Source organism: Cupriavidus sp. 01L43 (genome assembly GCF_056399925.1).
Genome location: NZ_JBFTSH010000012.1, coordinates 39,768 through 54,045, shown reverse-complemented (window position 1 = coordinate 54,045; position 14,278 = coordinate 39,768). Strand labels below are relative to the sequence as shown.

Genomic DNA, 14,278 nt, shown 5'->3' with positions numbered 1-14,278 from the left:
CGCCATATTAGAAAGCGCGGGGCGCGCGGTCTTGTCTGCCTTGTATCGGCGGTGATGCTTGGTAGGGGATGCGGCTCAACCCGTCACCGGCTTGCCGGGTGCGCCCGGCGTACCCAGCAGCGCCTTGAGATTGGCCAGCCGGTCCTTGGGGCTCATGGCCGGGGTCTCGTCGACGGGGGCCGGGGCTTCTTCGAGCTTCATTTCAGCGATGAAGCGCGAGGGTTCGCAGGAGTAGGTGTCCCGGGCGCGTTTGCGCTTCTTGCACCAGCTGATCTGGAGGCTGCGCTGGGCGCGGGTGATGCCAACGTACATCAGGCGGCGCTCTTCCTCGATCTTCTCGTCGCTCATGTCTTCGTCCTCGCGCGCATGGGGCAGGATGCCCTCCTCCACGCCCACCAGGAACACGTGCGGATATTCGAGGCCCTTGGACGCGTGGAGCGTGGAGAGCCGCACCGCGTCCGGGTCTTCCTCGCGGCCTTCGAGCATGCTCATCAGCGCCACGGTCTGTGTCAGTTCGAGCAGGTTCTTGCCTTCGTCGCCAAAGCCGTCGGCGTTGTCGAAGCCGGTGGCCTCGCCCTCCCCGGCCTCGGGCTCTGGGCGCGTGCCCTTGCGCTTGAGCCAGTCGAGGAATTCAAGCGTATTGGTCCAGCGCGACTGGGCCTGGCGCTCGTCGAAGGTATCGTACAAGTACGATTCATAGTGGATGCCGGCCATCATGTCGTCGAGCAGCACGGTGGCCGGATCGGTCTTGGCGCGGTCCGCCAGGCGCACCATCGACTCGCAGAACACGCGCAGCGGCTCCAGTTGGCGCGGCTGGAGCTTGCCTTCGATGCCGCCCATCATGGCGGCCTCGAACAGCGACACCTTGGCCTGCCCCGCGAACGTGCCGAGCGCCTCCAGCGTGGTGTTGCCCACGCCGCGCTTGGGCGTGGTGATGGCGCGGATGAACGCGGGATCGTCGTCCGGATTGGCGATCAGCCGCAGGTAGGCGCAGATGTCCTTGATCTCCGCCTTGTCGAAGAAGCTCTGGCCGCCGGACAGCACGTACGGAATCCGCTCGCGCCGCAGGATCTGCTCGAACAGCCGCGCCTGATGGTTACCGCGATACAGGATGGCGTAGTCGCGGAACTGCGCGCGGCGCTCGAACTTGTGGGCGGACAGGCGGAACACCACGGACTCGGCCTCGTGCTCCTCGTCGTTCATCGGATGGATGGCGATGGGGTCGCCCATGCCGTGCTCCGACCACAGCTTCTTGTCGAACAGCTTGGGATTGTTGGCGATGACCGCGTTGGCCGCCTCCAGGATGCGCACCGTCGAGCGGTAGTTCTGTTCGAGCTTGACGACCTTGAGGTCCGGGAAATCGGTCTGCAGGCCGCGCAGGTTGTCCAGCGTGGCGCCGCGCCAGCCGTAGATGGCCTGGTCGTCGTCGCCCACGGCCGTGAACGCCGGCGCGCGCAGGTGCGAGCCGCCGGCCAGCAGCTTGAGCAGCGCGTACTGGCAGGCGTTGGTGTCCTGGTATTCGTCGACGAGGAAGTAGCGCAGGCGGTTCTGCCATTTCAGGCGCACGGCCTCGTCGCGCGCGAACAGCTCGGCGGGCAGGCGGATCAGGTCGTCGAAATCCACCGCCTGGTAGGCGTGCAGCGTGGCCACGTAGTTGCGGTAGACCATGGCGGCCTGGTGCTCGTCGGCATTGGCGGCCTGGGCCAGCGCGGTCTCCGGATCGATCATGCCGTTCTTCCACAGCGAGATCGTGCCCTGCACGCTACGGATCAGCTTCTTGTCCGTGGTGGCGAGCTGCTCCTGCACCAGTCCGAAGCAGTCGTCCGAATCCATGATCGAGAACTGCGGCTTCAGGCCGACGTGCTCCGCCTCCATCCGCAAAATCTGCACGCCGAGCGAGTGGAAGGTACAGACGGTGAGCTGCTTGAGCGGAATCCGCTTGCCCTCGCGCGTGGTCTTGCCCTCCATCAGCTTGCCGATGCGCTCCTGCATCTCTTTCGCCGCCTTGTTCGTGAAGGTGACGGCGGCGATGTGACGCGGCTCGAAGCCCTTGTCCTCGATCAGGTGGGCGATCTTTTGCGTGATGACGCGCGTCTTGCCGGACCCGGCGCCCGCGAGGACGAGGCAGGGCCCGTCCAGATAGCGAACGGCTTCGGATTGGGCGGCGTTGAGTCCGTGGGTCATAGGTGGGCGGGTGCCGGATGGCGCACGCTTGGCGGGCGCGCGAAAGGCGTCGATGTTAACACGCAGGGTGGCCTGCGCCGGTGCCTGATGATGGACATCCAGGACGCGAGTGCTACCAGTGTTTCATCGCGGTAACAGTTCGTAAAAGTGACGTCCGAGGGGACATCCGGGGCATGGAGATTGCCTCATACGGTCATGCGGGACCGGCGGCGACGCCGTCCTGATGACAAATTCGGCACATTCGGAGGCGATCATGAAAACAATGCGAACCCTGGCGAAAATCACGCTGATCGGTGTCACGCTGGCGGCCTTTGGCGGCTGCGCGGACATGAGCCCCAAGACCCGCAACACCGCCATTGGCGCGGGCGTTGGCGCGCTCGGCGGCGCGGCGCTGACCAACGGCAGCGCGCTCGGCACGGTGGGTGGCGCGGCGGTGGGTGGCGTGGTGGGTAACGTCGTCACGAAGGATCGTTGATCCGGCGCGGGTAGTCCTTACCCTCAGGCGGCAGGAATTACAGCCAGCCCCCTCCCCGGCGCCTAGCAAGGTGGCGTCGGCGCCGCGTTGACAAAGGTCAACCCGTCCCGTACATTCACGCGCATCCAACCGGGAGAGCGCGCAGCTATTGCGCCGCCGAAGGGGTATCACCCGAAAACTCTCAGGCACCACGGACCGGTCGGATCGGCATGCAACATGCACACGATGCATGCCGCACTCTGGAGAGCGACACCCGCCCGTGCCAACGCAGGGCGAGCGTGTCCACCGAAGGGGCGCGCGATGCGGCAAGCTGCATCGTAATCTCTCAGGTATCGAGGACAGAGGGGTCATCCGCCGCGGCGGATTGGTGGCATTGCCATCGATCCCCACGGCGGATGACCCTTTTTTCGTTTTCGCCGCCGTATTCGCTCCAGAGGATTTCCCATGACGCTCCAGGCCACGCCCCTTTACGCCATCCACCGCTCGCTCGGTGCCCGCATGGTCGATTTCGGCGGCTGGGACATGCCGGTCAACTACGGCTCCCAGATCGAGGAACACAACGCGGTGCGCGGCGATGCCGGCATGTTCGATGTCTCGCACATGTGCGTGGTGGACCTGTCCGGCCCCAACACGCGCGCCTTCCTGCGCGGCCTGCTGGCCAACAACGTCGACAAGCTCCAGACCCCGGGCAAGGCCCTCTACGCGTGCATGCTCGACGAAAAAGGCGGCGTCATCGACGACCTGATCGTCTATTTCTTCGCCGAAGACCGCTTCCGCCTGGTGGTGAACGCCAGCACGGCGCTGGGCGACATCGAATGGATCACGGCCCGCAACGCGGCCACCGGCAGCGGCGTGACGATCACCCCGCGCCGGGGCGACGTGGCACCGGCCGGCGTGGGCAAGCTGGCGATCATCGCCGTGCAGGGCCCGAACGCGCGCGCCAAGGTGCACGAGGCCTTCCCGTCGACCCAGCCGGCCGACGCGCTCAAGCCGTTCAACGCGGTGGTGGTGCGAGACCCGATGGTCGGCGAGCTGATGGTGGCCCGCACCGGCTACACCGGCGAAGACGGCTTCGAGCTGGTGGTGGAGGCCGAGAACGTGGCCGGCATCTGGGAAAAGCTGCAGTCCGTGGGCGTGCGCCCGGCCGGACTGGGCGCGCGTGACACGCTGCGCCTGGAAGCCGGCATGAACCTGTACGGCCAGGACATGGATATCCACACCTCGCCGCTCGACGCCGGCCTGGCCTGGACCGTCGACCTGCAGAGCGAGCGCGATTTCATCGGCAAGTCGGCGCTGCTGGCAGCCGGACAACATAAGACATTTGCCGGCCTGATCCTGCGCGACAAGGGCGGTGTGCTGCGTGCGCACCAGAAGGTGATCACCCCCGCCGGCGACGGCGAGATCACGAGCGGCACCTTCAGCCCGTCCCTCTCCCAATCCATTGCCTTTGCCCGGCTGCCGCAGGGCGTTGTGCCCGGCACCGAGGTCCAGGTCGAGATTCGTGACCGCAAACTGACCGCGACTGTGGTTAAACTGCCGTTTGTGCGCAATGGCAAGGCACTCGTGAGCTGAGGCATCCGCCCGGCTGACACCAACGGTCGCCATCACGCCTGCCCGGCTGGCCCCGGCAGGCGAACCGAAACAAGACAAACACTGCATTCCCGGAGAATCCGTCATGAATTTCCCTGCTGACCTGAAGTACACCGAATCGCACGAATGGGTGCGCGTTGAAGCCGACGGCACGCTGACGATCGGCATTACCGACCACGCGCAGGACGCGCTGGGCGACATCGTCTTCCTGGAACTGCCCGAAGTGGGCAAGTCGGTCGGCGCCGGCGACGCGCTGGCCGTGGTGGAGTCTGTGAAGGCCGCTTCCGACATCTACGCCCCGGTGGCCGGCGAAGTCATCGCCGTGAACGAGGCCGCCAGCGCCGCGCCGGAATCCGTCAACGCCAACGCCTTCGACGCGTGGCTGTTCAAGCTGAAGCCGGCCAATGGCGACGATGTGAACGGCCTGATGAACGTCGACGCCTACAAGGCCAGCGTCGGCGCCTGACGCGCTGCACCAGCCGTCTCCCGAGCCAGGAGACGGCGCCCGAGATGCCCGCGCGGCGGCCAGGCTGACCACCTGCCGCCCCGCCCCACGAGACACTTGCCATGAACGCCCCTCTTCCCATGAACGCCGCCCAAGGTAGCCGGCCCACGCTGGCCGAACTGGAGGCGCGCGACGCCTTCGCCGCCCGTCATATCGGCCCGGATGCCGCCGAACAGCAACACATGCTCAAGGTGCTCGGCTACGAGACGCGCGCCGCGCTGATCGACGCCGTGGTGCCCGCCGCCATCCGCCGCCGCGACGGCATGCCGCTCGGCGAATTCACCGAGCCGCTGACCGAGGAAGCCGCGCTGGCCAAGCTGCGCGGGCTGGCGAACCAGAACCGCGTGCTCAAGAGCTTCATCGGGCAGGGTTACTACAACACGCTCACGCCGGGCGTCATCCTTCGCAATATCTTCGAGAATCCGGCCTGGTACACGGCCTACACGCCGTACCAGCCCGAGATCTCGCAGGGCCGCCTGGAGGCGATGCTGAACTTCCAGCAGATGGTCACGGACCTGACCGGGCTGGACATCGCCAATGCGTCGATGCTGGACGAAGGCACCGCTGCCGCCGAGGCGATGACGCTGCTCCAGCGCGTGAACAAGCACGCCTCGAACACGTTCTACGTGGCGGACGACGTGCTGCCGCAGACGCTGGAAGTGGTACGCACGCGCGCGCTGCCGCTGGGCATCGAGGTCAAGGTCGGCCCCGCCGCCGAGGCCGCCGGCGCCCATGCCTTCGGCGTGCTGCTGCAATACCCGGGCGTGAACGGCGATGTGGCCGACTACCGTGCCATCGCCGATGCCGTGCACGCCGCTGGCGGGCTGGTGGTGGCGGCGGCGGACCTGCTGGCGCTGACGCTGATCGTCGCGCCGGGCGAATGGGGCGCCGACGTGGCCGTGGGCAACTCGCAGCGCTTTGGCGTGCCGCTCGGCTTCGGCGGCCCGCACGCCGGCTACATGGCCGTGAAGGACGAATTCAAGCGCTCGATGCCGGGCCGTCTGGTGGGCGTGACCATCGACGCGCAGGGCAACAAGGCGTACCGGCTGGCGCTGCAGACGCGCGAGCAGCACATCCGCCGCGAGAAGGCCACGTCGAACATCTGTACCGCGCAGGTGCTGCTGGCCGTGATGGCGTCGATGTACGCCGTGTACCACGGGCCGCAGGGCCTCCAGCGCATTGCCCAGCGCGTGCACCGCCTGACCGCCACGCTGGCTGCCGGCCTGAAGGCGATGGGCGTGACCCCGGTCAACGCCACGTTCTTCGACACCCTGACGCTGGAAACCGGCTTCAACACCGAGGCGATCCACGCCGCCGCCACCGCGCGCGGCATCAACCTGCGCCATATCGGCGCCACCCGCGTGGGCATCTCGCTGGACGAGACCGCCTCGCGCCAGGACGTGGTCGCGCTGTGGGAGATCTTCGCGCACGGCAAGCCGGTGCCGGCCTTCGATGCGACCGAGGCCGCCGTCGGCGATGGTTTCCCGGCCGCGCTGGCCCGCCAGAGCGCCTACCTGACGCACCCGGTCTTCAACACGCACCACGCCGAGCACGAGATGCTGCGCTACCTGCGCTCGCTGGCGGACAAGGACCTCGCGCTGGATCGCACCATGATCCCGCTCGGCTCCTGCACCATGAAGCTCAACGCCACCAGCGAGATGATTCCGGTGACGTGGCCCGAGTTCAGCAAGGTCCACCCGTTCGCCCCGCTCGACCAGACCGTGGGCTATCGCGAGATGATCGACCAGCTCGAAGCCATGCTCTGCGCCGCCACCGGCTACGCCGCGGTGAGCCTGCAGCCGAACGCGGGCTCGCAGGGCGAGTACGCCGGCCTGCTGATCATCCAGAAGTACCACGCCAGCCGCGGCGAAGCCCATCGCGACATCTGCCTGATTCCCTCGTCCGCGCACGGCACCAACCCGGCGTCGGCCCAGATGGCCGGCATGAAGGTGGTGGTGGTGGCGTGTGACGCCGACGGCAACGTCGACCTGCAGGATCTGGCGAAGAAGGCCGAGCAGCACAGCCAGAACCTCGCCGCAATCATGATCACCTACCCGTCCACCCACGGCGTGTTCGAGCAGGGCGTGCAGCAGATCTGCGAGATCGTGCACCAGCACGGCGGCCAGGTGTACGTGGATGGCGCCAACATGAACGCGATGGTCGGCACCGCCGCGCCGGGTCAGTTCGGCGGCGATGTCTCGCACCTGAACCTGCACAAGACCTTCTGCATTCCGCACGGCGGTGGCGGCCCCGGCGTGGGTCCCGTGGCCGTGGGCGCACACCTGGCGGACTTCCTGCCGAACCAGGACAGCGTGGGCTATCGCCGGGATGACAACGGCATCGGCGGCGTCTCGGCCGCGCCGTTCGGCTCGGCCAGCATCCTGCCGATTTCGTGGATGTACGTCGCGATGATGGGCTCGGCCGGCCTGACCGCCGCCACCGAGAACGCCATCCTGGCCGCCAACTATGTGGCGCGCCGGCTCTCGCCGCACTTCCCGGTGCTCTACGCCGGCCAGCACGGTCTGGTGGCGCACGAGTGCATCCTGGACCTGCGCCCGCTGCAGAAGGCCACCGGCATCAGCAACGAGGACGTGGCCAAGCGCCTGATGGACTACGGCTTCCACGCCCCGACCATGAGCTTCCCGGTGCCGGGCACGCTGATGATCGAGCCGACCGAGAGCGAGGCGCTGCACGAGCTGGACCGCTTCATCGACGCCATGATCGCCATCCGTGGCGAGATCGCGCGCGTGGAGGACGGCAGCTTCGACCGCGACGACAACCCGCTGCGCCACGCGCCGCACACCGCCGCCGTGATCACCGCCAACGACTGGACCCACGCGTACACGCGTGAGGAAGCGGCCTACCCCATTGCCTCGCTGCGCACGCAGAAGTACTGGCCGCCGGTGGGCCGGGCGGACAACGTGTACGGCGACCGCAACCTGTTCTGCGCCTGCGTACCGATGAGCGAGTACGCGCAGGACTAAGGCGCCGTGTCTGGCGGCGTCCGGCCTGCCCGGACGCCGCTGGCGCGCTTTGCGCCTCCCGCCCCGGCCCCCCCCGGGCCGGCGTGCAGCACACCATCCCTAGCGGAGGTCTAGTCCATGTGGAATCTGAGCGCCCCCTGGTGGGAATTCGTGCTGCGCGGGCTGATCGTCTACGCCGCGCTGCTGTTCCTGATGCGCGTGTCGGGCAAGCGCCAGATCGGCCAGTTGTCGCCGTTGGATCTGGTGCTGCTACTGATCATCTCGAACGCGGTGCAGAACGCCATGAACGGCGGCGACAACTCCGTCACCGCCGGGCTGATCCTGGCCGCCACGCTGTTCGGCGCCGACGTGCTGGTGGGCTACGGCACCTGGCGCAGCCGCCGCCTGGAGGCGCTGGTGGAAGGCCGGCCCGAGATCATCATTCACCAGGGCGAGATCTTCCAGGATGTGATGCGCCGGGAGCGCATCACACCGCGCGAGCTGCAGAAGGCGCTACGCCGCAACGGTTGCGCGCGTGTGGAAGACGTGCATTTCGCTATTCTTGAGACAGACGGCACGATTAGCGTGATCCAGAAGGAAAAGTCCGAGGACGGGCACGCAAGGCCCGCCATCGACGCCATGTGGCGCGAGCCCGGCCGGCCCGATGCCGATATGTCGCTCTGACCCGACACCCGACCACTTTTCCGACTGCCTCCCCGCCCCTGCGCCCTGCGCGCCACCCCCTACCGGAGCTCCCCGTGGCTGTCAGCGTTTTCGATCTGTTCAAGGTAGGTATCGGGCCGTCCAGCTCGCATACCGTGGGGCCGATGCGTGCGGCCCTGATGTTCGCGCACGGGCTCGAGCGGGACGGCCTGCTGCCCCAGGTGGGCAGCGTGCGCGTGGAGCTATACGGCTCGCTCGGCGCCACCGGCAAGGGCCACGGCACCGACAAGGGCGTGATGCTGGGGCTGATGGGCGATGCGCCCGACACCGTCGACCCCGAAACCATCGAGTCCCGCCTCGCCACGCTACGCGCCCAGCGCAAACTGGCCCTGCTCGGCACGCACGAGGTGCCGTTCGTCGAGCGCGAGCACATCGTGTTCTACCGGCGCGAGGCCATGGCCGAGCATCCCAACGGCATGAAGTTCCACGCCTTCGACGCGGATGGCACGCCGCTGCGCGAGGCACGCTACCTGTCCGTGGGCGGCGGCTTCGTGGTCACGGCCGGCGCGCCGAACACCCAGATCCTGGCGGCCGAGCGGCAGTTGCCGCACCCGTTCCGGAGCGGCCGGGCGATGCTGGAGATGGCGCACGCGAGCGGCAAGTCCATCGCCCGGCTCATGATGGAGAACGAACTGACCTGGCGGCCCGAGCAGGAAGTGACCGATGGCCTGCTTCATATCTGGGACGTGATGCAGCAATCCGTGGCGCGCGGCTGCCGCACCGATGGCGAGCTGCCGGGGCCGTTCAAGGTACGGCGGCGCGCGCCCGAGTTGTACCGGGGACTGACGCTGCACGCGGAGCGGGCGCTGTCCGATCCGCTCTCCGTGATGGACTGGGTCAACCTCTACGCCATCGCCGTCAACGAGGAAAACGCCGCCGGCGGGCGCGTCGTCACGGCGCCGACCAACGGCGCGGCCGGCATCATCCCGTCCGTGCTGCACTACTACGACCGCTTCATCCCCGGCGCTAACCGCGCCGGCGTGGTCGATTTCCTGCTCACGGCGGGCGCCATCGGCCTGCTCTACAAGCTCAACGCCTCGATCTCGGGCGCCGAAGTCGGCTGCCAGGGCGAAGTCGGCGTGGCCTGCTCGATGGCCGCCGGCGCGCTGGCGGCGGTGCTCGGCGGCACGCCGGAGCAGGTCGAGAACGCGGCCGAGATCGGCATGGAGCACAACCTCGGCCTGACCTGCGACCCGGTCGGCGGCCTGGTCCAGATCCCGTGCATCGAACGCAACGCCATGGCATCCGTCAAGGCGGTGAACGCCGCCCGCATGGCCCTGCGCGGCGATGGCACCCACTATGTTTCGCTCGATTCGGTCATCAAGACCATGCGCGAAACCGGCGCCGACATGAAGACCAAGTACAAGGAGACGGCGCGCGGCGGGTTGGCGGTGAATATCGTGGAATGTTGAGCGCCGGCGTATCATGGCGGCACCCCCGGTTTGCCAAGAAGAAAACGGCCATGCAGACCTTCCATCAGCTGTTCGACGAGACTTCGTCCACCTTCACCTACCTGCTGATCGACGCCGAGACGCGTGAGGCGTTGCTGATCGATCCGGTGGACCGGCAGTACGCGCGTGACCTGGCGCTGCTGGGCGAGACTGGCGCGCGGCTGGTCTGGATTGTCGAGACCCACGCGCACGCCGACCACATCACCTCCGCCGGGCAGCTCGCCCTGCAGACTGGCGCCAACACCGCCGCGCCGTCCGGCTGCGACATCAAGCCTGCGCTGAAACAGCTGATCGACGGTGACACCGTCAGCTTCGGCAAGCAGGTGCTTCGCGCGATCCACACCCCCGGCCACACCGCCGGCAGCATGAGCTACCTCTGGGAGGAAGCCACGCCGGACGGCGTGGTGCGCCGCATCTTCACCGGTGATGCGCTGCTGATCGACGGCTGCGGGCGCACCGATTTCCAGTCCGGCGACGCCGGCACGCTGTTCGACAGCCTCACCGAGAAGCTCTTCCGCCTGCCCGACGACACGCTGGTCTACCCCGCCCACGACTACAAGGGCCACACCCAGTCGACCATTGGCCATGAGCGCGCCCACAACAGCCGCGTGGCGGGGCGCTCGCGCGACGAGTTCATCGTCATGATGCGCAACCTCAACCTGCCCCGCCCCAAGCTGATCGATATCGCCGTGCCGGCGAACCAGCGCCTGGGGCTCGTGACCGGGCGAGATGGGGAAAGCGTGCCGCACGGCATCTGATTTTTCGTTCTTCTACTACCCGGAGTGACCAGCATGGCCGAGCACAGTGCCGAGATCGCGTGGGAGCGCGGCGATCAGGATTTCGTGAGCAACCGCTACAGCCGCAAGCATGTGCTGCGGTTCGACGGCGGCGCGGAAGTGCCGGGCTCGGCGTCGCCACACGTGGTGCCGCCGCCGATGTCCGATGCCAGCGCGGTGGATCCCGAGGAAATGCTGATCGCGTCGATTTCGGCCTGCCACATGCTGTGGTTCCTGGCGCTGGCCGCCAAGCAGCGCTTTGTGGTCGATCGCTATGTGGACAAGTCCGTGGGCACGCTGGCCAAGAACGCCGAAGGCCGCATGGCGGTGACCGTGGTGACGCTGCGTCCCGACGTTACGTTCTCGGGCGAGCGCCTGCCGACCCGCGCCGACATCGATCAGCTGCACCACGCCGCGCACGACGCCTGCTTCATCGCCAATTCGGTGAAATCCGAGATCCGATGCGAGCCGGTGTATCCGACCTGACCCCTGCAAACGCCTAATACGCGGCACGAAGGAATTCATTTGACTTCGCCCCCTGCGCTGCAATACTGAGACCGCACACGCGGGCACATGGCCCCGCCGGAGGAGGTACATCATGCATCACAGCAAGCGATGGGGGATGGTGCTCGGCGCGGCAATCGCGTTGGCCGCAGCCGGCGTGCAGGCACAGTCGAAACCGGTGGCTTATCCGGCCAAGGGCCAGTCCGCGCAGCAGCAATCCAAGGATGACGGGGAGTGCTACAGCTGGGCCAAACAACAAACCGGGATAGACCCCGCAGTGGTGGCCCAGGCCCCGCCGCCCCAGCAAGCCCAGGGCGGCCAGCGCGTGCAAGGCGCGGCGCGCGGGGCAGCGGGCGGCGCCGTGATTGGCGCAGTTGCGGGCGATGCCGGCAAGGGTGCGGCGGCCGGAGCCGCCGTCGGGACCATGGCGGGCGGCTCGCGGAACCGGCAGGAACGCCGTAACGTGCAGGCGGCGAACGAACAGAACGCCGCGAGCCAGCAACAGGCGATGGGCAGCTACTACCAGGCGTGGAAGGCTTGCATGGGTGGCAAGGGCTATACCGTTCAATAAGCGGTGCAGTCACCCCGGCCCGCCGTCGGCGTCAGGCCTCCCACCGCTCGCAGGTACGCCGCACCGTCTCGCGCAGGCTGTGCGCATCGGCATCGACGGTGCGCACCCAGTGCGCGTCGTTGTCGCGGCTCGAAGCCAGCGCGCGGATATTCTCGAGCGCCTTGAGCGAGCCGAGCGCCTCCGCGTGCGGCACCAGCGCGTCGCAAATCGACAAAATATGATCCGAGATCGGCATCCGCGTCAGTTCGTTCGGATGCACGTACTCGCCCTCCAGCCCGAAGCGGCACGCCTGGAAGCGGTTGAAGGTGTACACCAGGTAGTCGTCTTCCTGCGGCATGAACGGCCGTGACAGCAGCAGGTAGCGCGCCAGCGCCTGGATGTACGCCGCGATGTCGCAGGCGCGCTCCACGGTCAGCGGGGTGTCCATCACGCGCACCTCGATCGTGCCGAACTCCGGCTTGGGACGGATATCCCAATAGAAGTCCTTCATGCTCTCGATCACGCCCGTGTTGCGCATCTTGTTGAAGTAGGCGGTGAAGGCGTCCCACGTCAGCACATGCGGTGCGCGGCCGCTCATCGGGAAGGCCGCCACCGAGTTCAGGCGCGCCGAGGCAAAGCCGGTATCCACCCCCTGCACGTACGGCGACGACGCCGCCAGCGCGATGAAGTGCGGCACGTAGCGGCCGATGGCGTGGAGCAGGAACAGCGACTCGTCCGCGCTCGGGCAGCCGATGTGGACGTGCTGGCCGAACACCGTGAACTGCTTGGCGAGATAGCCATACAGCTCGGAAATGTACTGGTAGCGCGGCGAATCGGAGATGGTCCGGTCCGACCACTGCTGGAACGGATGGGTGCCGCCGCCGCAGATGCCCAGGTTCAGCGAGCGGGAGGCGCGCGTCATCAGGTCGCGCATGACCGTCAGCTCCTCCAGCGCCTGCGCGTAGTCGCGGCAGATGCCGGTGCTGATCTCGATCATCGACGGACTGATCTCGGGCTTGATGTCGCCCGCGTGCTGGGCGCCCTTGACCGCACGCAGCAGGTCCGGCGCGAAGGGCGCGAGGTCATAGTCATGGCGGTTCACGAGCTGGAGTTCCAGCTCCACGCCGAACGTCAGCGCCTCGGAATGCTTGAACGGTTCGAGCGACATCAGCGCCCTCCTCCATTGTCACGTGCCTCGCCAGCATAGCGCAGCGCCCAGGACGCGATGACCGGCCCCAGCAGCTGTTCGATGGCCAGCGCACACAGGATGATCGATGCCAGCGGTCCGCCGGTGCTCGGGTACAGGCGCGCCACGTCGTTCATCAGCAGGTAGGCCAGCCCCGACATCGGCGCCAGCGCCAGCCCCAGCGCCATGCACTGGCGCAGGCTCAGGCCCGAGAACGAACCGAGCGACACCACGCCGGCCAGCTTCGCCACATGGCGCATCACCACCAGGGCCACGGCCAGCGTGCCGCCGACTACCCAGTCGTGCGCCGTCAGGGGCAGGCCCAGCGACACCACCATCACGATGATCAGCAGGCTCCCGGCGCTGCCGAAGTGCGCTGGCCACACGTGCGGCTGGCGGTCCTGGTGCTTGAAGACCACGCCCGCCAGCATCAGCGTCAGCGGCATGGACAATTTTAGGACGCGCGTCAGCGCCAGCGTGAACAGGACCAGCCCCACCAGCACCAGGAAGCTGTAGTGATCGTCCGCGGACATGCGCGCGTACAGCGCGTGCCCGAGCTTGCCGACCACCCACGCCAGCAGGCACGAGCCCACCAGCAGGTAGAGCGGATGCAGCAGCGCCGCGCCAATATTGCCGTATTCGGAATGGAGCCAACCCGTGGCCACCTGGACGATGGCCGCCGCGTAGATGCTGTTCAGCGCCGCCATGGCCATCAGCCGTTCCGTGACCTGCCCCTCGGCGCGCAACTCGTTCTTGAGCTGGAGCACGATGGTGGGCGAGGTGCTGACCGCGATGCCTCCGGCCAGGATCGCCACGCCCGGCGACGCCCCGAGCCACTGGAGCACCGTGGAGACCAGCCCCCAGGTCAGCAGGCTTTCGGCCGCGCTGGTAAACAATAGCCAGCGGTTGGCGCGCAGCCACGACAGCGACAGCCGGTGCCCGAGTTCGAAGAGGGCCAGGGCCAGCGCCATGTCGATCAGCACCCGCGTCTGCAGGATCATGTTGTCGTCGACGATGCTGCGGCCGAGCATGCCGGCGAACAGCCCCACCACCGCGTAGCCGACGATGCGCGGCAGGCCCAGCCAGCGGCGGCAGACCTCTCCGGCCAGGCCCGCGCCCACCAGCGCGAGACCCACCCAGAACAGGCCGCCCGGTGCCAGCGGCAGGGTCGGGAAAAGTTGGCTCAATCCGTTCATGGCCGACATGGTAACGGAAGCACTTGGGTTGCAGTGTCGGGCTTTGTCCGACCCTACGTGGAAGACGCCGGCAACTTACAGCAAATTCCAATAAAAAACGCCATCGTCGTCGATGGCGTTTTGTAGGTCTTTCAAGAATCAGAATCGGGGACGGTTTTCCGGACCTGTTTCAGCG

The 14,278-nt window shown here is 67.3% G+C and carries 12 protein-coding genes and 2 riboswitches; of the genes, 9 read left to right on the top strand and 3 right to left on the bottom strand.

The features are described 5' to 3' along the window. Positions 1 to 75: 75 nt before the first annotated feature. Complete coding sequence (locus AC1DP9_RS19190; protein WP_092300276.1) at positions 76 to 2,184, bottom strand: UvrD-helicase domain-containing protein; 2,109 nt, start codon at positions 2,182 to 2,184, stop codon at positions 76 to 78. Between the two features lie 253 nt (positions 2,185 to 2,437). On the opposite strand from AC1DP9_RS19190, the gene AC1DP9_RS19185 reads away from it, so the two are divergent. The 9 genes from AC1DP9_RS19185 to AC1DP9_RS19145 all read left to right on the top strand — a co-directional run bounded on the left by AC1DP9_RS19185 (position 2,438) and on the right by AC1DP9_RS19145 (position 11,742). Next, positions 2,438 to 2,659, top strand: coding sequence for a glycine zipper 2TM domain-containing protein (locus tag AC1DP9_RS19185; protein WP_092300425.1), 222 nt, complete (start codon positions 2,438 to 2,440; stop codon positions 2,657 to 2,659). 120 nt (positions 2,660 to 2,779) lie between these two features. Continuing rightward, a riboswitch (glycine riboswitch) is annotated at positions 2,780 to 2,867 on the top strand. A gap of 21 nt (positions 2,868 to 2,888) precedes the next feature. After that, positions 2,889 to 3,011: riboswitch (glycine riboswitch) on the top strand. 92 nt (positions 3,012 to 3,103) lie between these two features. Then, positions 3,104 to 4,231 (top strand): glycine cleavage system aminomethyltransferase GcvT, encoded by a 1,128-nt coding sequence (gene gcvT / locus AC1DP9_RS19180; protein ID WP_477108229.1) that lies wholly within the window; start codon positions 3,104 to 3,106, stop codon positions 4,229 to 4,231. A gap of 103 nt (positions 4,232 to 4,334) precedes the next feature. Next, positions 4,335 to 4,715, top strand: a complete 381-nt coding sequence (gcvH, locus tag AC1DP9_RS19175; protein ID WP_092300282.1) for a glycine cleavage system protein GcvH — start codon at positions 4,335 to 4,337, stop codon at positions 4,713 to 4,715. A gap of 101 nt (positions 4,716 to 4,816) precedes the next feature. Further along, a complete protein-coding gene (gcvP, locus tag AC1DP9_RS19170) occupies positions 4,817 to 7,738 on the top strand; it encodes an aminomethyl-transferring glycine dehydrogenase (protein ID WP_477108228.1) in 2,922 nt (973 codons plus the stop codon). A gap of 117 nt (positions 7,739 to 7,855) precedes the next feature. After that, positions 7,856 to 8,401, top strand: a complete 546-nt coding sequence (locus AC1DP9_RS19165) for a DUF421 domain-containing protein (RefSeq protein WP_092300288.1) — start codon at positions 7,856 to 7,858, stop codon at positions 8,399 to 8,401. A 74-nt stretch (positions 8,402 to 8,475) separates the two neighbouring features. Then, positions 8,476 to 9,852: an L-serine ammonia-lyase gene (locus AC1DP9_RS19160; protein WP_477108227.1), complete on the top strand. Its 1,377-nt coding sequence runs from the start codon at positions 8,476 to 8,478 to the stop codon at positions 9,850 to 9,852. Between the two features lie 50 nt (positions 9,853 to 9,902). Next, positions 9,903 to 10,649 carry an MBL fold metallo-hydrolase gene (locus AC1DP9_RS19155; RefSeq protein WP_092300294.1) on the top strand — a complete coding sequence of 249 codons (747 nt, stop codon included), beginning with the start codon at positions 9,903 to 9,905 and terminating at the stop codon, positions 10,647 to 10,649. Positions 10,650 to 10,682: 33 nt separating this feature from the next. After that, positions 10,683 to 11,153: an OsmC family protein gene (locus tag AC1DP9_RS19150; RefSeq protein WP_477108226.1), complete on the top strand. Its 471-nt coding sequence runs from the start codon at positions 10,683 to 10,685 to the stop codon at positions 11,151 to 11,153. A gap of 112 nt (positions 11,154 to 11,265) precedes the next feature. Further along, entirely contained in the window at positions 11,266 to 11,742 is a 477-nt protein-coding gene (locus AC1DP9_RS19145) for a glycine zipper family protein (RefSeq protein WP_369823529.1), read from the top strand. A 31-nt stretch (positions 11,743 to 11,773) separates the two neighbouring features. Here AC1DP9_RS19145 and AC1DP9_RS19140 read toward each other — a convergent pair whose 3' ends face one another. Together AC1DP9_RS19140 and AC1DP9_RS19135 are read right to left on the bottom strand one after the other, a co-directional pair. Continuing rightward, positions 11,774 to 12,889: a YbdK family carboxylate-amine ligase gene (locus AC1DP9_RS19140; protein WP_092300303.1), complete on the bottom strand. Its 1,116-nt coding sequence runs from the start codon at positions 12,887 to 12,889 to the stop codon at positions 11,774 to 11,776. Then, complete coding sequence (locus AC1DP9_RS19135; RefSeq protein WP_177220002.1) at positions 12,889 to 14,112, bottom strand: cation:proton antiporter; 1,224 nt, start codon at positions 14,110 to 14,112, stop codon at positions 12,889 to 12,891. The genes AC1DP9_RS19140 and AC1DP9_RS19135 overlap by 1 nt, the downstream gene beginning before the upstream one ends. Between the last annotated feature and the right edge of the window lie 166 nt (positions 14,113 to 14,278).